The organism is Mycobacterium sp. E3339, from assembly GCF_001666915.1.
Lineage (GTDB): Bacteria > Actinomycetota > Actinomycetes > Mycobacteriales > Mycobacteriaceae > Mycobacterium.
Genome location: NZ_LZIZ01000038.1, coordinates 1 through 23,513 on the forward strand (window position 1 = coordinate 1; position 23,513 = coordinate 23,513).

20 protein-coding genes and 1 pseudogene are annotated in these 23,513 nt (G+C 69.4%); 10 read left to right on the forward strand and 11 right to left on the reverse strand.

What is annotated here, in order from left to right; all coding sequences use genetic code 11:
* The 4 genes and pseudogenes from A5702_RS02955 to A5702_RS02970 form a co-directional block, all read right to left on the reverse strand.
* Positions 1 to 353, reverse strand: a 353-nt coding sequence (locus A5702_RS02955) for a PPE domain-containing protein (RefSeq protein WP_156669464.1), incomplete at its 3' end; no start/stop codon positions are given.
* A gap of 180 nt (positions 354 to 533) precedes the next feature.
* The gene (locus A5702_RS02960) at positions 534 to 1,439 is read right to left on the reverse strand and encodes a class I SAM-dependent methyltransferase (protein WP_068218123.1); all 906 of its coding nucleotides are present in this window, start codon (positions 1,437 to 1,439) and stop codon (positions 534 to 536) included.
* Between the two features lie 10 nt (positions 1,440 to 1,449).
* Positions 1,450 to 3,046, reverse strand: a pseudogene (locus tag A5702_RS02965) (PPE family protein).
* A 95-nt stretch (positions 3,047 to 3,141) separates the two neighbouring features.
* Positions 3,142 to 4,053: an oxygenase MpaB family protein gene (locus A5702_RS02970; protein WP_068218124.1), complete on the reverse strand. Its 912-nt coding sequence runs from the start codon at positions 4,051 to 4,053 to the stop codon at positions 3,142 to 3,144.
* An 82-nt stretch (positions 4,054 to 4,135) separates the two neighbouring features.
* Between A5702_RS02970 and A5702_RS02975 the strand changes: the two genes are divergently transcribed.
* Positions 4,136 to 4,804 carry a TetR/AcrR family transcriptional regulator gene (locus tag A5702_RS02975; protein ID WP_055405565.1) on the forward strand — a complete coding sequence of 223 codons (669 nt, stop codon included), beginning with the start codon at positions 4,136 to 4,138 and terminating at the stop codon, positions 4,802 to 4,804.
* 9 nt (positions 4,805 to 4,813) lie between these two features.
* On the opposite strand, the gene A5702_RS02980 is transcribed toward A5702_RS02975, so the two are convergent.
* The 4 genes from A5702_RS02980 to A5702_RS02995 form a co-directional block, all read right to left on the reverse strand.
* The gene (locus A5702_RS02980) at positions 4,814 to 6,160 is read right to left on the reverse strand and encodes a hypothetical protein (RefSeq protein ID WP_068218126.1); all 1,347 of its coding nucleotides are present in this window, start codon (positions 6,158 to 6,160) and stop codon (positions 4,814 to 4,816) included.
* A 2-nt stretch (positions 6,161 to 6,162) separates the two neighbouring features.
* Positions 6,163 to 7,599 (reverse strand): condensation domain-containing protein, encoded by a 1,437-nt coding sequence (locus A5702_RS02985; protein WP_068218129.1) that lies wholly within the window; start codon positions 7,597 to 7,599, stop codon positions 6,163 to 6,165.
* Positions 7,600 to 7,900: 301 nt separating this feature from the next.
* Positions 7,901 to 8,449, reverse strand: coding sequence for a hypothetical protein (locus A5702_RS02990; protein WP_067817035.1), 549 nt, complete (start codon positions 8,447 to 8,449; stop codon positions 7,901 to 7,903).
* Entirely contained in the window at positions 8,449 to 9,030 is a 582-nt protein-coding gene (locus A5702_RS02995; RefSeq protein WP_068218188.1) for a VOC family protein, read from the reverse strand. Before A5702_RS02995 ends, A5702_RS02990 begins: the two co-directional genes overlap by 1 nt.
* A gap of 112 nt (positions 9,031 to 9,142) precedes the next feature.
* On the opposite strand from A5702_RS02995, the gene A5702_RS03000 reads away from it, so the two are divergent.
* Together A5702_RS03000 and A5702_RS03005 are read left to right on the forward strand one after the other, a co-directional pair.
* A complete protein-coding gene (locus tag A5702_RS03000) occupies positions 9,143 to 10,276 on the forward strand; it encodes an alpha/beta hydrolase (protein WP_068218131.1) in 1,134 nt (377 codons plus the stop codon).
* Positions 10,277 to 10,377: 101 nt separating this feature from the next.
* A complete protein-coding gene (locus A5702_RS03005; protein WP_068218134.1) occupies positions 10,378 to 12,588 on the forward strand; it encodes an acyl-CoA dehydrogenase in 2,211 nt (736 codons plus the stop codon).
* Between the two features lie 142 nt (positions 12,589 to 12,730).
* Here A5702_RS03005 and A5702_RS26125 read toward each other — a convergent pair whose 3' ends face one another.
* Positions 12,731 to 13,018, reverse strand: coding sequence for a hypothetical protein (locus tag A5702_RS26125; RefSeq protein ID WP_156669465.1), 288 nt, complete (start codon positions 13,016 to 13,018; stop codon positions 12,731 to 12,733).
* A gap of 487 nt (positions 13,019 to 13,505) precedes the next feature.
* Here A5702_RS26125 and A5702_RS03010 point away from each other — a divergent pair, with 487 nt between their 5' ends.
* Positions 13,506 to 13,871 carry a hypothetical protein gene (locus tag A5702_RS03010; RefSeq protein ID WP_055402878.1) on the forward strand — a complete coding sequence of 122 codons (366 nt, stop codon included), beginning with the start codon at positions 13,506 to 13,508 and terminating at the stop codon, positions 13,869 to 13,871.
* A 9-nt stretch (positions 13,872 to 13,880) separates the two neighbouring features.
* On the opposite strand, the gene fadD2 is transcribed toward A5702_RS03010, so the two are convergent.
* On the reverse strand, positions 13,881 to 15,560 hold the full coding sequence (gene fadD2, locus A5702_RS03015) for a long-chain-fatty-acid--CoA ligase FadD2 (RefSeq protein WP_068218191.1): 1,680 nt from the start codon (positions 15,558 to 15,560) through the stop codon (positions 13,881 to 13,883).
* A gap of 59 nt (positions 15,561 to 15,619) precedes the next feature.
* Between fadD2 and A5702_RS03020 the strand changes: the two genes are divergently transcribed.
* Positions 15,620 to 16,870, forward strand: coding sequence for a DNA polymerase domain-containing protein (locus A5702_RS03020; protein WP_369817856.1), 1,251 nt, complete (start codon positions 15,620 to 15,622; stop codon positions 16,868 to 16,870).
* Positions 16,871 to 16,877: 7 nt separating this feature from the next.
* On the opposite strand, the gene A5702_RS03025 is transcribed toward A5702_RS03020, so the two are convergent.
* The gene (locus tag A5702_RS03025; protein ID WP_068218137.1) at positions 16,878 to 18,287 is read right to left on the reverse strand and encodes an MFS transporter; all 1,410 of its coding nucleotides are present in this window, start codon (positions 18,285 to 18,287) and stop codon (positions 16,878 to 16,880) included.
* Between the two features lie 136 nt (positions 18,288 to 18,423).
* Here A5702_RS03025 and A5702_RS03030 point away from each other — a divergent pair, with 136 nt between their 5' ends.
* The 5 genes from A5702_RS03030 to A5702_RS03050 all read left to right on the forward strand — a co-directional run bounded on the left by A5702_RS03030 (position 18,424) and on the right by A5702_RS03050 (position 23,467).
* Positions 18,424 to 19,008 (forward strand): TetR family transcriptional regulator, encoded by a 585-nt coding sequence (locus A5702_RS03030; protein WP_055402874.1) that lies wholly within the window; start codon positions 18,424 to 18,426, stop codon positions 19,006 to 19,008.
* Positions 19,009 to 19,065: 57 nt separating this feature from the next.
* On the forward strand, positions 19,066 to 20,064 hold the full coding sequence (locus tag A5702_RS03035; protein WP_068218142.1) for an ABC transporter substrate-binding protein: 999 nt from the start codon (positions 19,066 to 19,068) through the stop codon (positions 20,062 to 20,064).
* 111 nt (positions 20,065 to 20,175) lie between these two features.
* Positions 20,176 to 20,850 (forward strand): allophanate hydrolase subunit 1, encoded by a 675-nt coding sequence (locus A5702_RS03040; protein ID WP_055402868.1) that lies wholly within the window; start codon positions 20,176 to 20,178, stop codon positions 20,848 to 20,850.
* A gap of 14 nt (positions 20,851 to 20,864) precedes the next feature.
* The gene (locus A5702_RS03045; protein ID WP_068218197.1) at positions 20,865 to 21,782 is read left to right on the forward strand and encodes a 5-oxoprolinase/urea amidolyase family protein; all 918 of its coding nucleotides are present in this window, start codon (positions 20,865 to 20,867) and stop codon (positions 21,780 to 21,782) included.
* 296 nt (positions 21,783 to 22,078) lie between these two features.
* On the forward strand, positions 22,079 to 23,467 hold the full coding sequence (locus A5702_RS03050; RefSeq protein ID WP_068218145.1) for an MFS transporter: 1,389 nt from the start codon (positions 22,079 to 22,081) through the stop codon (positions 23,465 to 23,467).
* The last annotated feature ends 46 nt before the right edge of the window (positions 23,468 to 23,513 follow it).

Below are 23,513 nucleotides of genomic sequence, written 5' to 3' on the forward strand. Positions count from 1 at the left end.
GTGTGGTTGGCGGCCAGTTCCGGCAGCGTCGGCATCGCGGCCAGGGCCGCGGTGTAGGCCGTGGCCGCGGTCTCGTGCCGGGCGGCCGCCGCCGCGCTGTTGGCGCTGGCCCGCGTCAGCCACGCCAGGTAGGGCGCGTGCGCGGCCGCGTACTGCGCGGCGGTGGGCCCCTCCCACGCCCCGCCCTGCGTCGCGGCCAGGGTCGCGGACAGCTCGTCGGCCGCCGACGCGTAGGTCGCGCTCAGCGAGCTCCAGGCCGCCGCGGCGGCCAACAGGCCGCCCGGCCCGGGACCGCTGCTCAGCTCCGCCGAGTGCACCTCGGGGGGCAGTGCCATCCATACCGGCGCGGTCATCGCCCGCCACCGGCCCAACCGTCGGAGAAACCTCGTAACGCCATGCGCCGAACTCCTCGCCGGACCGAGACCGGCGCCGCCCGGGCTGTTGGGCGGCGCACCGATCAGCCCGGTAGTAGTCGGGGCGCGGCGCGGAAAAGTTCCATCGCGGGATCAACTCATCGGGAACTCTTGAAGAGCTCAGTCTTTGACGGCGCTCATCAGGGTGTTGCGGGCGACCATCGGGCCGGCGTCGACGTCCGGCCCGGGGACCGGCCTGCCGTTCTGGCGCAGGAAATCGGCCAGCGGGGTGCCGACGGCGGTCCAGCCGCGCTCGCCGAACCACTCGGTCGCCGGCGCGATCCGCTCGTTGTACACCAACTGATAGAAGGGCCGCTCGGCACCGTCGGCCATCGCGGCGCGCTCCTCCTCGCGTTTCGCCTCGAAGTCCGCCTGGTCGAGCGGGGCGCCGTCCTCGACGGCGACGTGGCTGCCCGGGGCGGCCAGGTTATCGATGCCGGTGAACAGCTGCTCCTCGGCGGCGGCCGGGAGGTAGATGAGCAGGCCCTCGGCTATCCAGGCCGACGGCCGGGCGGCGTCAAAGCCGTTGTCACGCAGCGCCTGCGGCCAGTCCTCGCGCAGGTCCACCGCGATCTCGCGCCGTTCGGCGTTCGGCTGGGCGCCCTGGCCGGCGAGCACCTCACGCTTGAAGTCGAGGACCTGCGGCTGGTCCAGCTCGAAGATGGTGGTGGCGGCGGGCCAGTCCAGCCGGTAGGCGCGCGAGTCCAGCCCCGCCGCCAGGATGACCACCTGCCGCACGCCCGCGGCGGCGGCGCGGCGGAAGTACTCGTCGAAGTACTTGGTGCGGGCGCCCTGGAAGTTGACGAAGTGCTCGCCGAACTCGGGCGTTGTCAGCTCGTGGCCAGGGGCATTGCCGTCCAGCACGTCGGCGGCCCACCCACCCACGGCGCGGCAGAACACCTCCGCGTACGGGTCGACCGCCAACGGGTCGGGCTTGCGCGCCTCCAACGCTCGGGCGGTCGCCACGAATAACGCCGTCGAACCGACACTTGTTGTGATGTCCCAGGTATCACCTTCGCTACGCACAGAGTCGACATTACCGGCGTCCGGTGTCGGGCCGATCCGGCGCGGTGGTCGACCCGGGGCTCCAGCCGCCCGGCAGCATCGGTACCCGCGGCCCGGCCCCGAACTCGTCGGCCGACAGCGCTGTCAGTCCCGTCGCCGGGGCGCCGGCCTCCCGGCGCGCGGTTCCGGCGAACCCCAGCGCGGCGGCGCCGCGATCCGACGCGACCGTGGACGGCTCGCCATCCGGGGCGCCCCAGTCCGGGTCGACGTCGACGTTCATGTCGGCGAACTCGTCGCCGTGGCCGCGTTGCGCCGCGCGCCGGCGCCGGCGCTTCCTGGCCTGTTCCCGAGCCGCCGCGGCCGCGCCGGCCGCGGCGCTATCCGGCTCCGGCGCTTTCCTTTTGGCGCTCGCGCTGGCACCCGCGCCCATCCCGGAGCCGGACCCGATGCCGGGCGGGGCTATCACGTAGGGGGGCGCGAAACCCGCCGCCTGCGGTGGCGGCGGGGAGGGCGGCGCGGGGCTGGCCACGGTGCTCGCGGTCGGGGCGGGCGCGGGGCCGGCGCGGGGCGCCCACCGCGGCCGGGGCGATGGTGGGCGGCGACATCGCGACGGCCGGCATCGGGGCGGGCATCGGGGCGGGCGCCGGGACCGGCGCCGGCGCGACCGCGGGTTGGGGCACGGCGGCCAGCCCGGCCAGCCCCGTGAACCCGGCCACGGCGCCGAACGGGGCCGCCGCCAGCAGCACCGCCGGCGCCAGCAGTTCGGGCTGGCTGGTGAAGATTTCGAGGATGTGCGTCGGCCAGTCGAACAGGATGAGCTGGACGATGTACTGGAAGGCCAGCGCCGGGTTGTGCACCAGGTAGTAGCCGAACTGCTGGAAGTCCTCGAGCAGTTCCAGCGCTCGAACCACCCAGAAGATCGGTTCTCCCGCATTGGTGTACGCGTCGTAGGGCAGCCCGTTGACGGTGCCCTGCGCGGGGTCCCAGTTGATGCCGAGATTCCTCAGGATGTTGGCGATGAAATCGTCGAGCGGGTTATCGATCGTGGGGTCGTGGATGTCACCGCCCGAGTCTTGGGCGGTGGCATCGGATTTCACGATCGGCGGCGCGGGGTCGGTCGGCGGGTTCGCGGCCACCGCCGCGGTGGAGACCGCCTGATAGGTGGACATGGTGGTGGCGGCCTGCACCCACATCCGTGCGTAATCGGCCTCGTTGAGCGCGATCGGAATCGTGTTGATGCCAAAGAAGTTGGTGGCCACCAACACCCCGTGCACGGTGTGGTTGGCGGCCAGTTCCGGCAGCGTCGGCATCGCGGCCAGGGCCGCGGTGTAGGCCGTGGCCGCGGTCTCGTGTTGGGCGGCCGCCGCCGCGCTGTGCGCGCTGGCCCGCGTCAACCACGCCAGGTAGGGCGCGTGCGCGGCCGCGTAGGACTCCGCGGTGGGCCCCTCCCAGGCCCCGGCCTGCGTCGCGGCCACGACGCCGCTGAGTTGCGCTGCGGCCGAGGCGTATTCGGTGCTCAGCTCGGACCATGCCCCCGCCGCCGCCAGCAGCGACGCCGGACCGGGGCCGCTACTGAGCAGGGCGGAGTGCACCTCCGGTGGCGAGGCCATCCAGATCGGCGCCGTCATAGGTACTCCTCGGACTGGAAGGCTTACCAGGCAGAGGAGATCTTAATGAATATGATTTTCGTTATCAACTCGGAGGCGGCCGTTGCGCCCCCGCGCTACACCAGCGGGCGCCCCGTCCTGATCCGGCGGTCGAGGTCGAGGAGCAGGACGTTGAAGGGGAAACGCCGGACGAACCGCGGCAGGCGGCGGTTCACCAGGGCCAGCGCCGCGATGAGCCTGTCGAAGCGCCGTTGCCTGGTGGCGTCCCAGGGCAGCCGCATCTCGTCGCGAAACCGTTGCGGCAGAAAGCCCGTGGTGATCAGCAACGCGAGGTTGTCCGACGCGCGCTGCAGCCGGCGCGGCAGCGTCAGCCCCCGGACGCGGTTGGCGGCAATGGGATAGAGGTACTCGCGCACGGCGTCGTCGATGTGCACCTTGGCCAGCGACTCCTGCCAGTACCGGTCGAACGCCGCCCGGTCCGCGGGCCACATTTCCGGCGGCACCTGCAGGGTGGTGGCCAGCGCCATGCCCTCGCGGTAGTGCCGATCCGCGTCCTCGCCGTCGAGCTCGCCGATGAACATGCGGTAGATGTCGACCCCGCCCTTGTACAGGCAAGCCCCCACCCAGAGCTGCAGGTCGGGGTCGAAGGCGTTGTAGGACACCGGGCTGTCCGGGGTGGAGTAGACCTGCGCGTGGGCCCGGTTCACCGCCCGGCGGAAGGCGTCCTTCTGCGCGTCGGTGCCGGTGGTCGCCACCGCCAGGTAGGTGAAGGTGGTGCGCGCGCGCTTGATCGGGTGCAGGTCGACGCGGCCGCTTTCGACGCGGCTCTCCATGACGCCGTATCCGACACCGGGGCGCGCCAATTGCATGATCACGTTGGCGGGGCCGGCCAGCAGCGCCACCCCCATCAATCCCTCGTCGATGCCGAGCCCCCGCCGGCGCCGGCGCGCGGGGGACCGCCGCGGCGGATCGGCGATCGCGCGCTCGACGTGACGGGCCGGTTCGCGAACAGCCTCGGGTATTGCCATGGTGAGATCCCTCCAGCGGCGCCGTCGCTAATCTGCGAACGCGTGTTTCCTGATATTGTCGCGGCGCCGCCTTGGTGTCAAGATGGTTCGCATGAACCCGTCGGGCGCACGGCCCTACCGCGGCGTCGAGGCCACCCAGCGGCTGGCCGCCCGCCGCAACCGGCTGCTGGCCGCGGGCCTGGAGTTACTGGGCGCCGAGGAGCAGAGCGTCGCGGCGGTCACCGTTCGCGGCGTGTGCGGGCGGGCCGGGCTGGCGGCCCGGTACTTCTACGAAAGTTTCGCCGACAAAGACGAATTCGTCGCCTCCGTGTTCGACTCGGTGGTCGCCGAGCTGGCCGCCACCACCCAGGCCGCAGTGGCGGCCGTGCCGCCGGACGAGCAGACCCGCGCGGGCATGGCCAACATCGTGCGCACCATCGCCGACGACGCCCGGGTGGGGCGCCTGCTGTTCAGCACGCAGCTGGCCGATCCCGTGATCGTGCGCAAGCGCGCCGAATCCAGCGCGCTGTTCGCCATGCTGTCGGGCCAGCACGTCGGAGCCGCGCTGCGGATGCCGGCGAACGACCGGATCAAGGCCGCGGCGCACTTCGTGGTCGGCGGCGTCGGCCAGACCATCAGCGCCTGGCTCGCGGGTGACGTCCGGCTCGAACCGGACCAGCTCGTCGACCACTTGGCCGCGCTGCTCGACGAACTCGCCGAGCCCGACCTGTACCGGCTGCAGACGGCGGCCGAGTCGCGAGCGGACTCCTGAGGCGCGGTCTCAGACGGGACTGACGGCGGGCCACCCGGTGGTGGCGGTCAGCGAGAAGTCGCACAACGCCCGCGAAATGTGTTGCCGCAATTGGTCGTTCGAGTTCGGGCGGCCCAGCTCGTAGGCCAGGAAGGAGACGAACACCCGGCCGTGCACCCGCCCCGACAGCAAGGCCAGCGCACCGTTGGTGCTGTACATCGTCGCGGTGGTCACCCCCGGGTACACCGTCTTCATCGCGAAGTGGTCGGCGTCCGTGCCGTCCGGGGTGTTGACGGCCGGGTCGAGCGACCCGAGGTTGGACGACACCACGGTGACCGCGCTCCCGGTGACCACGCCGATCAGTCGCCGCATTACCCGTTTGGGGATCAGCGGAACCAGTGGCAGCAACGCCCAGCGCTCGTCGGGCTCGTCCTGGTGCCGGGACAGCGCGCCCTTGATACCGGTGCGGATCCCCCTCAGGTCGGTCGTCGCGGGCGCGGGGTCCACCGCGATATCGACGTTGACGACGGCGTTGGCCCGGGTGTCGCCCGGCGTGCGCTCGTTGACCGGCATGCCCACGTTGACCGTGCCGTCGGCGGCGACCCGGCCCACCCGCCGGGCCAGGTGGGCCGCCAACCCCGCGAGCAGCGCGTTGCTGGTGCCGCCCAGGGCGCTCGCGCGGGCGTCCCACTCGTCGGCGTCGACGAAGACCGTCGCCATGGGGAGCGTGATGGGCTCGTCGGGTCCGGTGGGCGGCGCCGGCCGCTTCTTGGCCGCGCCGGGGGCGGCGCCCCGGCCGGCCCGGGCCATGCGTGCCGCCGCGAGCACGGCGCGGCCCACATCCGTTGTGTCGCGGGCGGTTTGGCGCGCATCCTCGCGCAGCGCCCGCCACCGCGGCCGCGATCCCGCCGGGGGCCAGTCGATCGCGTCGTCGCGGCCGCACGCCGCGTCCGCCAACGCCTCGCACAGCCCGACGCCGTCGGTGAGCGTGTGGGTGACCACCAGGCTCACCGCCGCGCCCCCGTCGGTCAGCGGGAGCACCGCAAGGTGCCAGCCGGGCCCGCGCTCGGCGTCCGGCCGCCTACCCGCCTGCTCGTCCAGCCAGGCGTCGATGTCGTCGCGCGGCCGGGGCGTCGCGACGATCTCCAGGTCCGACTGGTGGGTTGGGGCGACCCAGCGGTGCCGGCCGAACGGCAAGGGGGACCGTTCGATGCGGCGGCGCAATCGGCCTCGACCGAGGTGGTGGTGGAAGGCGCGCAGGCCGTCGAGGTCCACGGCGCGGTCGTACACCCAGATCGTCTGCACCACACTGGTGGTGGCCGTCGCCCGCTCACCGAGGAAAAGGGTCTGGTCGGCCAGATCCAGCAGGTTGCTCACGCCTAGGCCGCCTCGTCGTCGTTGCGGGTGGGCGCGTCCGCGCGCGGCTCGCCGGTGGCCGCATCGATGGCGCGGGCGAAGGTCTCGCCCAGCGTCGCGATGTAGCGGTCCACCGACTCGCGCGCGATCGCGTTGTCCGGGAAGGACATCGTGACCGTGGTCTTTTCCGCGTGCCGGTTGATCCACATGTTGATCCCGCCGTGGGACAGGCTGTCGCCGTAGGTGCCGAAGTTGGTCTCCGCCCACAGCCCGGCGAGCGGGATCTTGCGAAAGTCGAGGAAAGACAACATCATCGGCAGCTGCGTGGGCAACTTGATGCCCAGCTCGTCGGGCGTCGCCAACTCGATCAGCCGCTCGACCGGGACACCGGCGAGGTCCTTGGCCGCGTCGAAGGACTTCTGCGCGGCCCGGGCCGCCTCGGCGAAGGTGGTGCCGCCGGTCGGCACCGTGACCGGGACCAGGCTGGCGAACCAGCCCACGGTCATGGTGTCGACGCCCGGCGTGCGGGTGTCCCGGGCCGTGAACCCGTGATAGACGGCCCCGCCGGTCAATTCCCGCTCGGCCAGCGCCGTGCAGGCCAGCACCCCGCCGATGAACCGGGCACCGGCCGCGCCGCAGGCGGCGTCGAAAGCCTCGGTCTGTGCGGCGTCCAACAGATCGACGGTCACCAGGTCGCCCCTGCTGCTGGCCCAGGTGTCCCCAAGGGGCAAGGGGAAGCTGGGCCAGTCGCCGTCGGTGTCGCGAGCGAACGCGATCCAGTCCTTGATCTCCGAAGACGACAGCGTCAGCCCGGCGACCCGTTCGCGCTGACGGGCGGTGTAGTCCCGGTAGCTCGTGGCCTCCGGCAGCGCGCTCGGCTGCCGCCCCCGCGCGAGTTCCTGATAGGCCAGGTGGATGTCGACGAAGATGACGCCGGCGGACAGGCCATCGATGTGCAGGTGGTCGACGCTCGCATAGAACGTGAAGTAGTCGGCGTGCTGGACGACGCCGTAGGTGAAGGAACCCCATTCGAGCGTTCCGGGGGTCGTCGTCAGGACGTGGGTGCGCACCTCGTCGACGGTCTTGTGCCCGAACGAGACGGGAACGAAGTCGATCAGGGCGGGGTCGTCGATCGCGTGACGCACGATGACGCCGTTATTGAATTCATACCAACTGTGGTAGGTGTCGTGCCGGCGGACATGCGCGTTGACCGCCGCGGTCATCGCCGGGATGTCGCACGTGCCGGGAATGTCCCAGGAGACGATCATCAGGCGTGGTAGCTCCCGGTTCATCGCCCTGCCATGGAAGGCCGCCCAGAGGTGTTGAGCCTGTTGGTAACTCGGTGCCAGATCACTTGGTTGCGCGGCGCGGGCCGCCTCATGCGACGACGGCGTGGCCGTCCACATGGTGAGCGGACCGCAGGCCGGCTGCCATTCGTAGATGTTACCGAGTGCGACCATTTACTCAGTCCTCATTCCGTGCTGCGGACGTTCTGGCGCGGCGTGGGAGGAGCCGAGAAGCCGTGCGGCGAAGGACATTCCGCGCAGCATGAATCCAGTTATGTGTTGGGATTCTTCGACGCGTGCGTTGGGCTGAACTTACGGCGTCGCTTGCACCCCCCTGTGTCGCTGCTATTGGACGGTAGTCGAGGAAGGGAGCGTTTACCCGGTTTTTCCAAGATTCGCAATTTCGTGTGTCGCCGCCGTCGTGGCAGTAGTGTGCTCCACTCGCGCCAGGGCGCCGGGCCAAACCCGCACGGCCTCAGGGGAACAGCGGCAGCTGCCAGAGGTGCATCTCGGGGTCCAGCAACCACAGCCGCATCATGGTGAGCCGTATCAGCCGCTGCGCGCTGAAGATCATGAAGGCCGCCAGCGGCACCTCGATCAGCAGCGCCGTGGCGATCGACAGCCACACGTCCTTGGGCCCGGCGGTCATCAGGTCGAACCACGCGTCGCAGATCAGCAACACCCCGGTGGTGAACGCGGCGGGGACCAGCAGTTGACGGCGCAGGTACCCCAGCGTCGCCGTCGCCACCATGAACGACACCAGCAGAATGTCAAAGCCGACCCAGGTGAGTGGCCAATTGTGCGCGACGTAATTCTCCGGCAGCGTCACCGACAGGTACCCCAGCCAGGGCACCATCGCCATCGAGCCGCCGACCATCAGGCTCAGCCGGATGCGCCGCACCCGGGCCAGCAGCGCCGGATCGATCAGGTCGCTCACCGGTTGCTCGAGCCGCTTGATGAGCAGCCGTCGCTGCTCGGGCGTGAGGGCCGCGATCTGTGCGTCGGTGAGGATGCCGTCGGTCATCAGTGACCGGCGGCCACCGGTGGTCGGCGGTCCGCCGCCGTCTTCGGCACGGCCTGCGCGTCGCTGGTATCGAATTCCTTGACCCAGCAGGCGAATTCGAGCGTGATGCCGTCGGGGTCCTGGAAGTAGAACGACCGCACGTACACCCCGGGGTGCACCGTCGCGGACACCTGCATCGGGCTCTCGTCGTGGTTGAGCACCGGGCCGACCCGCACCCCTTTGTCCTTGAGCCGCTGGCGGTAGGCGTCGAACTTCTCGGCCGGCACGTGGAACGCCAGGTGGTTCATCGTGCTCACCGCGCTGGTGATGTCGCCGATGCCGGGGATGGCGCCCGGCGACGAGATGCCCGGCACCCGGTCCGGGGCGTCGGCGAACCAGAAGAAGGCGACGCAGTCACCGTTGCCGGCGTCGAAGAAGAAGTGCTGCCCCTGGCCACCGGGCAGGTCGAGCGACTTGATCAGCGGCATGCCGAGGATGTTGGTGTAAAAGTCCACGGTGCGAGCCATGTCCGAGCAGACCAGCGCGACGTGGTTGATCCCGCCGAGTTCGAATTCGGCGTTGGTGTTGTGCGGTTTGATCATCGGGCGGCTCCCCTCGGTCTCCGGCTTGGAGTCCTGGCCAAGATGTATTTCTGAATCTAACATCAGCTTCGAGTTTTCTTTCGAAAAGTCCATCGCCAGCAGGGCCGCTGAAATGACTCTTCACACCGGTGCCGCAGGGGTGGTCCGCGAGTTCGTCGGGCTACCGTCGCGCACCGCCGCGCGCGCCGGCGCCGGGGGGCATCCCTGCCAGGGGCTGTACCACCGCGGGGTGGGTCGCAAGCCCAAGGTGGCGATGATCGCCACGCACTACCAGATCGACTTCTCCGAGCACTACCTCGCCGACTACATGGCCACCCGCGGCGTCGGCTTCCTGGGCTGGAACACCAGGTTCCGGGGCTTCGAAAGCAGCTTCCTACTCGACCACGCGCTGGTCGACATCGGCGTCGGCGTGCGTTGGCTGCGGGACGTGCAGGGCGTGGAAACCGTTGTCTTGCTTGGCAACTCGGGTGGCGGCTCGTTGATGGCCGCATATCAGTCGCAGGCCGTGGAGCCGAACGTCACCCCGCTGGACGGGATGCGGCCGGCGGCGGGCGTCACGGAATTGCCGGCCGCGGACGGTTACGTGGCCACCGCCGCGCATCCGGGGCGGCCCGACGTGCTGACGGCCTGGATGGACGCGGCCGTCGTCGACGAGAACGACCCGGTCGCCACCGACGCCGACCTCGATTTGTTCAACGAGCGCAACGGGCCGCCCTATTCGCCGGAGTTCCTCACCCGCTACCGCCGCGCGCAGACCGCGCGCAACCACGCCATCACCGATTGGGCCGAGAAGGAGTTCAAACGCGTTCGCGCTGCGGGGTTTTCCGACCGCCCGTTCAGCGTCATGCGCACCTGGGCGGACCCCCGAATGGTCGACGCCACCATCGAGCCGACCAAGCGGCAACCGAACATGTGCTACGCCGGCCCGCCCGCGAAGGCGAACCGGTCGGCGCACGGGATCGCCGCGGCCTGCACGCTGCGCAGCTGGCTGGGGATGTGGAGCCTGCGGGTGGCGCAGACCCGGGCCGAACCGCACCTGGCCCGGATCACCTGCCCCGCCCTGGTGATCAACGCCGACGCCGACACCGGCGTCTTTCCGTCGGACGCCCAACGGATTTTCACCGCGCTGGCCGCCACCGACAAGACGCAGGCATCGATCGACTCCGACCACTACTTCACCACCCCGGGCGCCCGCAGCGAGCAGGCCGACATCATCGCGAAGTGGATCGCCAAGCGGTTCCGCTGAGGCCCCGTCACCAGCTGACCCCTGTGGTCAACCAACCGACCGGTTGTTAGTTTGGAAGGTGCTTGGCCGAGACGGAACTCGAAAGCATGGGAAGGCGACCAATGCCGATCGCTATCACTCCTGAGCATCAAGACCTGGCCGATTCGGTGCGGTCCCTGGTCGCGCGCATCGCGCCGTCCGAGGCGTTGCACGCGGCAATGGAAACCCCGATCGACAATCCCCCGCCGTACTGGCAGGCGGCGGCCGAGCAGGGCCTGCAGGGCCTGCATCTGGCCGAGTCGGTGGGCGGGCAGGGCTTCGGCATCCTCGAGTTGGCCATCGTGCTGGCCGAATTCGGCTACGGAGCGGTGCCCGGGCCCTTCGTGCCCTCGGCGATCGCGAGCGCCCTGATCTCCGCCAACGACCCGAACGCGAAGGTGCTCTCCGAGCTGGCGTCCGGCGCGGCCATCGCCGCCTACGCGCTGGACTGCTGCGGGCTGACCGCCACCCGGCACGGTCCCAACGACGAAACGCTGGTGCTGCGCGGCGAGGTGCGCGCGGTTCCCGCGGCGGCGCAGGCGTCGGTGCTGGTGCTCCCGGTCGCGATCGACAGCGGCGAGGAATGGGTGGTGCTGCGCGCCGAGGAGCTCGAGATCGAGCCCGTGAAAAGCATTGACCCGCTGCGCCCCGTCGCCCACGTGCGGGCCAACGCCGTCGAGGTCGCCGCCGACGCCGCCCTGTGCAACCTGAGCATGGCGACCGCGCACGCGCTGATGACGACGCTGCTGTCCGCCGAGGCGATCGGGGTGGCGTGCTGGGCGACGGACACCGCGTCGCAGTACGCCAAGATCCGCGAGCAGTTCGGCCGGCCGATCGGCCAGTTCCAGGCCATCAAGCACAAGTGCGCGGAGATGATCGCCGACACCGAGCGGGCCACCGCCGCGGTGTGGGACGCCGCCCGCGCCATCGACGAGGCGCGGGAAAACGATTGGGACACAGCCGGTTCCCACGTCGAGTTCGCCGCCGCCGTCGCGGCGACGCTGGCGCCCGCGGCCGCTCAGCGGTGCGCGCAGGATTGCATCCAGGTGCACGGCGGGATCGGCTTCACCTGGGAGCACGACACGAACGTGTACTACCGAAGGGCGCTGATGCTGGCCGCCTCTTTCGGCCGCGGTTCGGAGTACCCGCAGAAGGTGGTGCACACCGCCACCGGCACCGGCATGCGGACCGTCGACATCGACCTCGACCCCGACACCGAGAAACTGCGGGAGGAGATCCGAGCCGAGGTCGGCGCGCTCAAGGCGATGGAGCGCGACCAGCGCAAGGTCGCCATCGCCGAGGGCGGCTGGGCGCTGCCCTACCTGCCGAAACCATGGGGCCGCGCCGCCGGCCCGGTCGAACAGATCATCATCGCCCAGGAATTCACCGCCGGGCGGGTCAAGCGGCCGCAGATGGGCATCGCGACGTGGATCATCCCGTCGATAGTGGCCTTCGGCACCGAGGAGCAAAAGCAGCGATTCCTGCCGCCGACCTTCCGCGGCGAGATGATCTGGTGCCAGCTGTTCTCCGAGCCGGGCGCCGGCTCGGACCTCGCGGGGCTGAGCACGAAGGCGACGCGGACCGACGGCGGCTGGCGCATCACCGGCCAGAAGATCTGGACCACGGCGGCGCAGCTGTCCCAGTGGGGCGCGCTGCTGGCCAGGACGGACCCGTCGGCGCCCAAGCACAACGGAATCACCTACTTCCTGCTCGACATGCACAGCGAGGGCGTCGAGGTGAAGCCGCTGCGCGAGCTCACCGGCAACGCGATGTTCAACACCGTCTACATCGACGACGTGTTCGTGCCCGACGAATGCGTGCTCGGCGAAGTGAACCGGGGCTGGGAGGTCAGCCGCAATACCCTTACCGCGGAACGGGTTTCGATCGGCAGCAGTGAGGCGAACTTCCTGGCCACGCTGGGCCAGTTCGTCGACTTCGTTCGCGAGGGGCAGTTCGACCCGGTCGCGCAGCACCGGGCGGGCCAGTTGATCGCCGAGGGCCACGCCGCCAAGGTGCTGAACCTGCGCTCGACCCTGCTGACCTTGGCCGGCGGCGATGCCATGCCGTCGGCGGCGATCTCCAAGCTGCTGTCGATGCGCACCGGGCAGGGCTACGCCGAGTTCGCGGTGTCCTCGTTCGGCACCGACGCCGCGATCGGCGGCACGGACGAACCGGCCGGCATGTGGGGCGAATACCTGTTGGCCAGCCGCGCGACCACTATCTACGGCGGCACCTCCGAGGTGCAGTTGAACATCATCGCCGAGCGGCTGCTCGGACTGCCCCGCGATCCCTAACGCGCGCTTGCGCTTTGGCCGTGGAGAGGGCCATGCCGACCTGAGGGGTGGTCAGGCCGGCATGGGTCCCCCAAATCCCGTGGGCCGGTCAGCCTATTGTGGATCGGCACGCCAAGGCTGGCCGGTTACCACGGGAGGTGGTTCACCACCACCAGTTCCACCAGCGCCCGGGTGCCCAGAATCCGCGGTCGCCCGATACCCAACCACGGTGGCCTCCCCCGCCCCATCCGTGGCCGCCATAACCCCCGCCTGGCCGGTCCGGAATGATTCCGGGTCCACCGGGCGCGCCGTGCGGACCGGTGGTGGTGAAGCTGGTGTGGGTTCCTGGCACGGGAGCGGCGTGGGCCGCGGGGCCGGCAGCGCACAGCAGCGCCCCGGCCATCGCGGAGGCCCCGACCGCGTAGCGCAGCGGTCGTGACGAGATCATCATCGCCAACCCTTTCCAGGACCCTTTGAAATCGACGTTGAAACCAACGTTAGCCAGAAGTTTCCCGGCAAACAATGCGGCCACACCCGAATAAAGCTGTGAATTATGTAACAAATGGCAAAAGTGTTTATTTTCCTGAGTTCCATATATCAGGATATTGCCCGATACTGAATCCGGTAATGTTTCGATAACAGCTGTTAGAGAGCCATATACTGATATACGGATTTCCGTTCTTACGTATCGGCGGATCGACTGAATTACGGATAACCGAACCACTTGAGACCCCGACGGCAGCGGCGAAGAAGCGCGCCGGCCAGCTATCTCTTTACATTTGCTGGAGAACGCCGCTGGTGGGCCGGTCGCCGCGAACGCGCGCGCGGGACGTTTGGCAAGGGGGCGCGACTTACGACGCCGTCGGTGGAAGAATCAGTATTGACACACTCGCGGGCTGATTTACTGATTGGCCACTCACCGGAGGACGACCGCCGCAGTGAACTTCAACCCCAGCCACATCGGACCCGGCGCAGGCACGTTCCGAGGCCCTTCGCCGTCGGCCGGCCCGGCGGGAGACGCCGCGCCCACCGAGCGCCTCACCGGGCTCGGCCAGCAGAGCCCCCAGCGGATGGCCGGCCAGCCCGCGGCCGGCCAGGCCGGACGGGGCCAGCGGACGCGGCGCACCGTCGACCTGTCGGCGGCCACCCATCGCGCGCTGGACATCTGGCAGCGGGAGGCGGCCGACCGCCTGGGCGTCGCCCGGGTGACCGGACAAGAGGTCCTCACCGCGCTCATCGACCAGCTGCTGGTCGACCCCAAGCTCTCGGCGCAGATCACCCGCGCCATCAAGGACCGGCGCTAAGTCGCCCGACTAGTCGATTTCCATCTCACGCAGCTCGCGTTTGAGGACCTTGCCCGTCGGGTTGCGCGGCAGCTCGTCGAGGAAGATGACTTCGCGCGGCACCTTGTACCTGGCCAGCTCCTCCCGCACGTGCTTTTTGAGGGTGTCCTCGTCGACGTCGGAACCGTCCTTCTTGACCACGAAGGCGCGCAGCCGGTGGCCCCATTCCTTGTCCTCGACGCCGATCGCGGTGGCCTCGACGACATCGGGATGCCCGCTGAGACAGTCCTCGACCTCGGCGGGGAAGACGTTCTCGCCGCCGGAGACGATCATCTCGTCGTCGCGGCCGCTGACGTACAACAGCCCGTCCTCGTCGAAATAACCCACGTCGCCCGAGGACATCAGGCCGTCGACGATCTCCTTGTGACCGCCGCCGGTGTAGCCCTCGAACGGGAACGCGTTGCCGACGAAGATCCGCCCGACTTCACCCTGCGGCTTCTCCTTGCCGTTGTCGTCGAGGATCTTCACCTTCACGCCCTTGACCACCGGCCCGACCGTCGCCGCGTTCTTCTCCAGGTCCTTCGGCCCGGCGATGGTCGCGAACGCGATCTCGGTCGAGCCGTACATGTTGTAGATCACCGGACCCAGGTCCTTGAGCGCGCGGGTGGCCAGCTCGGCGCCCAACTGCGATCCCGAAATGAACACGATCTTCAGGCTCGACAAGTCCGGCTTTTTGTCCATCTTCTCGATCGCGTCGACGATCCGGGACAGCATCACCGGCACCACGACCATCGCCGTCACCTTGTACTTCTCGATGTCCTCGAGCACCAGCGGCGGCTTGAACTTACGCCGCAACACCAGGGTCGAACCGAGGAACATCGCGATGGTGCCGTGCAGGAAACCCAGGGCGTGGAACATCGGCGCGGGCAGCGAGGTCACCTCGTTGGCCTTGAACGGCACGTGGGACAGGATCCCCCCGATCGGCGCCAGCGTCGGCGGGGTGCTGCGGTTGGCCCCCTTCGGCGTGCCGGTGGTGCCGCTGGTCAGGATGATGATCGACGAGTGCTTGCTGGCCTTCGGGGCGGGGTCGGAGCTGCTGCGCTCGATCAGGTCGGCCAGCGTCTCGTCCTTGCTGCCCGACGGCTCGTCGGCGTCGGGGTTGGTGCCCAGCGCGCGCAGGAAGCCCAGTTCCGGCTCGGCCTTGCTGACGGCCTTGGTGTACTCGTCGTCATAGATGATCAGCTTGGCGCCCTCGCGCTCGGACACCTCCTTGATCTGCGGCCCGGAGAACTCGCTGTTGAGCAGGATGATGCGGGCGCCGACCCGGGCCGCCCCGAAGTAGGCGATCAGGAACCAGCGGGTGTTGCGGGCGAGGATCGCGATACCGTCACCGCCCTTGACGCCCATCTCGATGAGGCCGTTCGCCACCGCGTGGGCGGCCTCGTCGAGCTCTTTGAAGCTGAACTCGCCGTCCTCGTCGATGCAGGCGGCCCGGTCGGGATGGCGTCGGGCGTTGAGCGACGGCAGCATGCCGAACTCGCCCCACTTGTAGATGTCGTTGGCCATGGCCGCGTAGTTCTGCGGCGGCTCCAGCCGGAACGCGCCCGCCTCGAAGATCTTCCGCACGTAGTGCAGTTCGGCCGAGCCGCGCTCCAAGTACTGCTGAACCTTGGCAACTGCCTGCCCCGGCAGGCCGATCAGATTAGGCATGAATCCCACCCTATGTGACGTCCGTCGCAATACCAGGGGTATGTACCCATCGACTTACGATGATGAACATGGGCCCGGTTTCGCTGGATGTGGCCGGGCATCGCGTGACCATCACCCATCCCGACAAGGTGGTGTTCGAGACGCACGGGGACGCCGGGCCGCGGACCAAGCTTGACCTGGTCCGCTACTACCTGTCCGTCGCCGACGGGGCCCTGCGCGGCGTCGCCGGGCGGCCGATGATCCTCAAACGCTTCGTCAAGGGCATCGCGCAAGAGGCCGTGTTCCAGAAGCGCGCGCCGCAGAACCGGCCCGACTTCGTGGACGTCGCCGAACTGCGCTACGCCCGGGGAACGTCCGCCGCGGAGGCCGTCATCCACGACGCCGCCGGCCTGGCCTGGGCGATCAACCTGGGCTGCGTCGACCTCAACCCGCATCCGGTGCTGGCCGAGGACCTCGACCACCCCGACGAACTGCGGGTCGACCTGGATCCGATGCCCGGGGTCTCCTGGGAACGCATCGTCGACGTCGCCCTGGTGGCGCGCGAGGTGCTCGAGGACTACGGCCTGGTCGCCTGGCCGAAGACGTCGGGTTCGCGCGGCTTTCACATCTACGCCCGGATCGCCCCGCGGTGGGAGTTCCGGCAGGTGCGGCTGGCCGCCCAGACCGTGGCCCGCGAGGTCGAGCGGCGGATCCCCGGCGCGGCAACCAGCCGCTGGTGGAAGGAGGAGCGCGGCGAAGAAGTGTTCGTCGACTTCAACCAGAACGCCAAGGACCGCACGGTCGCGTCCGCGTACTCGGTGCGGGCGACGCCGGACGCCCGGGTGTCGACGCCGCTGCGGTGGGACGAAGTCACCGAGCGCCGCCCCGAGGAGTTCACCATCGACACGGTGCCTGAGCGGTTCGCCGCTCTGGGCGACCCGTGGGAGGGCATGGACGACGCCGTCGGTGACCTGAACCGGCTGCTGGTGCTGGCCGAGGAGATGGGCCCCCCGGAGCGCGCGCCCAGGGGATCCGGCGGCAGCAGCGCCGGGCGGCGCCGGTCGGTGATGCCGCTTATCGAGATCGCCCGCACCAAGACCAAGGACGAGGCGCTGGCCGCGCTGGACACCTGGCGCGGCCGCTACCCGGAGGCGTCGGGCCTGCTGCAGCCGGCCGACGTCCTGGTCGACGGCATGCGCGGGCCTAGTTCGATCTGGTACCGGATCCGGATCAACCTGCAGCACGTGCCGGCCGACCGGCGGCCTCCGCAGGAAGACCTGATCGCCGACTACAGCCCTTGGGAGGGTTACGGCGGCCGGCAGCGCCCGTGAGGCCGCGCTACACCCCGGCCCGCGCCAGAGCGTTGGAGCCGCTCTTCTTGCGCAGGTAGCAGTACCAGGTCACCACCAGCAGGCCGAGGAAGAAGGCCACGTAGAACCGCAGCGCAGGTTCGATGCTGCCGAATTGGGCCTTCGACCAGGCGTAGGCCAGCGGCACGACGAACCCGCCGAAGGCGCCGATCGACGAGATCACGCCCAGCGCGCCCGCGGCCTGGCGGCGCATGTGCACCATGGTGTCGGCATCGCCGCCGGCGAGCTCGCCCTTGATCATGAAGATCCGGGAGATCATCCGGTAGGTCGAGCCGTTGCCGATGCCGGTCGCGACGAACAAGAACATGAAGCTGGCGAAGAACAACGGCAGGTTCCTGGCGTGCACCGACCACAGCGCCGCCGAGGCGCCCGCGGCCAGCATGACGAAGCTGGCCGCGGTGATGCGCGCCCCGCCGATCCGGTCGGCCAGCCTCCCACCCACGGGCCGGATCACCGACCCGATGCAGGCGCCTAGGAAGGCCCAGGTCAGGGCGATGTCGCCGCGGCCGAACACCGTCTTGAGCAGGGTCGGGAAGGCCGCCGAGTAGCCGATGAACGAGCCGAACGTGCCGATGTAGAGCAGCGACATCACCCAGGTGTCGGGGTGGCGCAGCGACTGCCAGACCGGCTTCACGTCGGCCTTGGCCTCGGACAGGTTGTTCATGAACAGGAAGGCGCACACCGCGGCCACCACGGCCAGCGGCACGTAGAACAGGCCGGCGCGCGAGAGCGCCACCCCGCCCCCCGCGACGACGATCGGCGGGATGATCTTCTGCACCACGGCCACCCCGATGTTGCCGCCGGCCGCGTTGAGGCCCAGCGCCCAGCCCTTCTCCTTCTCCGGGTAGAAGAAGGAGATGTTGGCCATCGACGAGGCGAAGTTGCCGCCGCCGAAGCCCGCGGTCGCGGCGATCGCGACCAGCACGCCGAACGACAGCCCGGGATGGCCGACCGCCCAGGCCAGCAGCGCGCACGGGATCAACAGCAGGGCCGCCGAGATGGTGGTCCAGTTGCGGCCACCGAACAGCGGGACCGCGAACGTGTAGGGCAGGCGCAGGAAGGCGCCCACCCCGCTGGGCACGGCGACCAGGCACAGCGCCTGGCTCGCGGACAGCGCCCAGCCGGACGCCGACGGGTGCCCGTGGGCGCCGGCGGTCATGTGGACGACGACGATGCTCCACAGCATCCACACGCTGAACCCGACGTGCTCGGCGAAGATCGAGAAGATCAGGTTGCGGCGGGCGATCGGCTTGCCGGTGGTCGCCCAGAACTCGGGGTCGTCGGGGCGCCAGTCGTCGATCCAGTGCCCGCCGCGGTGCGGTGGGCGCTCGGGCGCGGGGGCAAGGACCGGCGTGGTCGGCTCTGCGGAGGTCGTCATGGTCACGGTCCCGACGCTAGGAAAGGACTGTTACCGGTCTGCGTGGGCGCAGTTACGCCGGAGATACGTGGATCTCGCAGCGGCCATTCGCCCGTTGTCAGAACTTTTTGGCCCCGCGATGCGGGAGAATTGCCGCATGCAGGCGACTGACCAGCGGCTCGGGCTGCGGGAACGCAAGAAAATCAAGACCCGCCACGCCCTGCGGCGCGAGGCGTTCCGCCTGTTCGACGCGAACGGTTACGCCGCCACCACGGTCGAGCAGATCGCCGAGGCCGCCGAGGTGTCACCCAGCACGTTCTTCCGGTACTTCGGGTCCAAGGAATCGCTGCTGCTCGCCGACGACCTCGATCCGCTGATCCTGGCGGCGTTCGACGCCCAGCCGCCCGAGCTGTCACCGAGCCAGGCCATCCGGCGGGCCTACGCCACCACCATGGCCGGCCTGTCCCCCGAGCAACTCGAGTTCGAGAACACCCGCCAGCGGCTGATCTTCTCGATACCCGAACTCAAGGCCGCCCTCTACGACGAGTACTACCGCACCGTCAACGTCATGGCGGAGGCGATCGGTCGCCGAATAGGCCGTAGCGCAACCGATTTCGAGGTTCGGGTGTTCGTCGGCGCGATGGTCGGCGCCATGATGGCGGCCTTCGACAGCGCGCCGAAAACGGCCGACACCATCTATCGGGCCCTGGACTTCCTGGATGCCGGCATGCCGCTGGATTGAGCGGCGCAACCGCGCGGCGACGGGCGCTGCGGGCGCGTGACGCGCTAATCTCACGCGATGCGCCACGGTTGGAATCGACGGGGATTCTTGCAGCTCGCGGGGGCTGCGGCGGTCGCCGGGGTCACCGGCGCGACGGCCGCGTGCTCGTCGGGCAAACCGCCCTCGGACACCTCCGGTGGCAAAGCCGTGACGATCAACCACCTCTTCGGCCAGACCGTCATCAAGGAACCGCCCAAGCGCGTGGTCAGCGCCGGCTATACCGAGCAGGACGACCTGCTCGCGGTCGGGGTGGTGCCGATCGCGGTGACCAACTGGTTCGGCGATCAACCGTTCGCGGTGTGGCCGTGGGCCCAGCCCAAGCTCGGCGGCGCGCAGCCGGTGGTGCTCAACCTCGACAACGGGATCCCGGTCGACCAGATCGCCGGCCTCAAACCGGACCTGATCGTCGCCGTCAACGCGGGGGTGGACGCCGACACCTACAAGAAGCTGTCCGCGATCGCCCCGACCGTGCCGCAGTCGGACGGCGACGCCTTCTTCGAACCCTGGAAGGAGCAGGCCACCACCATCGGCCAGGCGGTATTCCAGGCCGACCAGATGAAGTCGCAGATCGCCGCCGTCGACCAGAAGTTCACCGCGGTCGGCAAGGAACACCCGGTCTGGACGGGCAAGAAGGCGTTGCTGATGGAGGGCACGCTGTGGCAGGGCACCGTCGTCGCGACCATGGCCGGCTGGCGCACGGACTTCCTCAACCAGATGGGTCTCGTGATCGCCGACAGCATCAGGCCTTTCGGCACCGACCACCGCGCCGTCATCCCGCGCGATCACGTCAAGGCGGTGCTCGATTCCGCCGATGTGATCATCTGGACGACCGAGAGCCCGGACGACCAGAAGGCGTTGCTCGCCGACCCCGACGTGGCGGCGGCACAGGCCACCGCGCAGTACCGGCACATCTTCACCACCAAGGAGCAGGCCGGCGCGATCGCCTTTTCCTCGCCCCTGAGCTACCAACTGGTCGCCGATCAACTGCCGCCGCTGATCTACAAAATCCTCGGTTAGATCGCCTGAGCGCCAGTGGCGTTTGAACGTTTGCTAAGGCACCTCTGGCAGTGTTCGAAAATCCCTCGCTCGCCCCTCGCCCGCCCCGCGATGGGGAGGTTACCGTCGAGTATGAGCGTGACCGACCTTACCGACAACGTGTCCAAGGGACTGCCGACGGAACTGGTCGGCAACACGGTTCTGGACTTCGGCGACAGCGCGCTGCTGCTGCAATGCGGCAGCACCGCCGAGGTATTGGCGTGGGCGGCGCAGTTGCGCGAGGCGGCGTTGCCGGGCGTCGTCGACATCGTCCCGGCCGCCCGGACGGTTCTGGTGAAGCTGGACTCCCCGCGGCGCCAAGGCGTGATCCGTCAGCGGCTGCGCAAGATGCGGGTGGCCGCCGGGGACGCCCCCCAGCCGGATCGGCGCGCCGACGTCGTCATCGACGTGGTCTACGACGGCCCGGATCTCGCCGAGGTCGCCGAGGTCACCGGGCTGACCACCGCGCAGGTGATCGACGCCCACACCGGTTCGTTGTGGCGGGTCGGATTCAGCGGGTTCGCCCCGGGTTTCGCGTATCTGGTCGACGGTGACGCGCGCCTGCGGGTGCCGCGCCGTTCGGAGCCGCGCACCGCGGTGCCCGCCGGCTCGGTGGGACTGGCCGGCGAATTCAGCGCGGTCTACCCGCGTAGGTCGCCCGGCGGCTGGCAACTGATCGGCCGCACCGACGCCGTCCTGTGGGACATCGAGCGGCCCGACCCCGCGCTGCTGACGCAGGGCATGTGGGTTCAATTCCGGGCCGTCTGAGCAAGGAGATCGCCGTGATAACCCTCGAGATCCTTCGCACCGGACCGCTCGCCCTCGTCCAGGACCTGGGCCGGCCCGGGCTCGCCCACCTCGGCGTGAGCCGGTCCGGGGCCGCCGACCGCCGCGCCCATCAACTGGCCAACCGGCTGGTGGCCAACCCCACCGACCGCGCCACCGTCGAGGTGACCTTCGGCGGTTTCGCGGCCCGGGTCCGCGGCGGGGGCATCGACGTCGCGGTCACCGGGGCCGACACCGACCCGACCGTCGACGGAATCAAGTTCGGCACCAACAGCATTCAGCATGTCCGCGACGGCCAGGTGATCACCCTGGGCACGCCCCGCGCCGGGCTGCGAACCTACCTGGCGGTGCGGGGCGGTATCGGCGTGCAGCCGGTGCTGGGCTCGCGCAGCTACGACGTGATGTCCGCCATCGGCCCGGCGCCGCTGCGGGCCGGAGATCGGCTCCCCGTCGGGGAGCACACCCCGGACTACCCCGAACTGGACCAGGCCCCGGTGGCCGCGATCACCGGCAGCGTGGTCGAGCTGGCGGTGGTGCCCGGCCCGCGTGACGATTGGTTCGTCGACCCCGATCTGTTGGTGCACAACGATTGGGTGGCGTCCGATCGCAGCGACCGGGTGGGGATGCGACTGCTCGGCCGCCCGCTGCAGTACTGCTACCCGGACCGGCAGCTGCCCAGCGAGGGTGCCACCCGCGGCGCAATTCAGGTGCCGCCCAACGGCTTACCGGTCATCCTGGGACCCGACCATCCCGTCACCGGCGGCTACCCCGTGGTGGGTGTGGTGATCGACGAGGACATCGACAAAATCGCCCAGGTGCGTCCCGGGCAGTCGGTGCGCCTGCACTGGTCCCGCCCGAGGATTTTGGTGGGCGCCCATGCGCAGTCCGGCGCCGCGGACTGGCCGTTCTCGTAGGCCTCGCCCGAGGGCATGTAGTCCAGCTCACACGCAGTTGCGGATCCGGGGTCGAATCACGTTGATCGGGACGTGATTTCACCATGTTCGGTCTACAGGGACTTACCAGATAACTGGTAATCAACTAACAGCCGATTTTCGCCCGTTTGAGTTGACCCGTCCCCGGTCCGAATGTGAGCATCGAAATACACCGCGGGGCATGCCTCTTCGTTCGGCGCGCCCGCATGCAGACCAGTTCCCAACGCGCGCAGTCGAATTCATGCACCCCAGCGCGGTCGACGAAAGGTGACTATCGGATGGCCCGCAATCACAGCATCGCGGACTGGAATCCGGAGGACACGGGGGCTTGGGAGGCCGGTGACAAGAAGATCGCCCGCCGCAACCTGCTGTGCACCATCGCCGGCGACCACGTCGCCTTTTCGGTCTGGACGCTGTGGCCGGTCATGGCGCTGTTCATGCCGGCGCACGTCTACGGTTTGTCCGCCGGCGACAAGCTGCTGCTGGGCGCAGTCGCCACGCTGGTCGGTGGCCTGGCCCGGATCCCCTACACCCTGGGCATCGCCGCCTTCGGCGGCCGCAACTGGACCGTCTTCTCGGCCTTCGTGCTGTTGATTCCGACGGCGGGCACCATCGTGTTGTTGGCCAATCCCGGGCTGCCGCTGTGGCCCTTCGTGGTCTGCGCCGCGCTGACCGGCCTGGGCGGCGGCAACTACGCGGCCTCGCTCGCCAACGTGAACGTCTTCTACCCGCAGCGGCTCAAGGGCTCGGCGCTGGCCGTCAACGCCGGCGTGGGCAACCTCGGGGTGGCGGTGATCCAACTGGTCGCGTTGTTGGTGCTCGCCACGGCCGGGCACGAGGCGCCGTACTGGGTGTGTGCGGTGTATCTGCTGGCGCTCGCCGTGGTGGGCGTCGCGGCCGCGCTGTTCATGGACAACGTCGGCCACGGCACCGAGCTGAACACGATGCGCTCGATCCTGTTCGAGCGCGACACCTACGTCATCTCCCTGCTCTACATCTGCACGTTCGGCTCCTGGATCGGGTTTTCCTTCGCCTTCGGTCAGGTGATGCAGGTCAACTTCCTCGCCCACGGCGAAAGCGCCAGGCATGCCGCCCTGCACGCCGCGCAGGTGGCCTTCCTCGGCCCACTGCTAGGCTCACTGGCCCGGATCTACGGTGGCCGGCTGGCCGACCGCAAGGGCGGCAGCCGGGTCACGCTCGCCGTGCTCGCCGGCATGACCCTGGGCGCCGGATTACTGGTCGGCATCAGCACTTTCGACGATCGCGCGGCGCACTCGACCAGCGTGGCCGGTTACGTCGCCGGCTTCATGGTGCTGTTCATCCTGTCCGGGATGGGCAACGGTTCGGTGTTCAAGCTGATCCCCTCGGTCTACGAGGTGCGCAGCCGCGCCCTGGAGATGAGCGAGGCGCAGCGGCGGCACTGGGCGCGCGCGAGGTCCGGGTCGTTGATCGGTGTCTGCTCCGCGGTCGGCGCCCTCGGCGGCGTGGGCATCAACCTCGCGCTGCGCCAGTCCTACCTGGCCACCGGGACCGGGACGTCGGCGTACTGGGCGTTCCTGGCCTCCTATGTCGTCTCCGCGATCGTCACCTGGGCGGTGTACGTGCGGCGCCCGCGGCTGCCCGCCGTGGCTCACGGTGACACGGCCGCCGCGCTGGCCCGGGTGTGAGCGTGGCCTCACGGTGGGCAATGCGCAAGCAATTGCCAGGTAACGA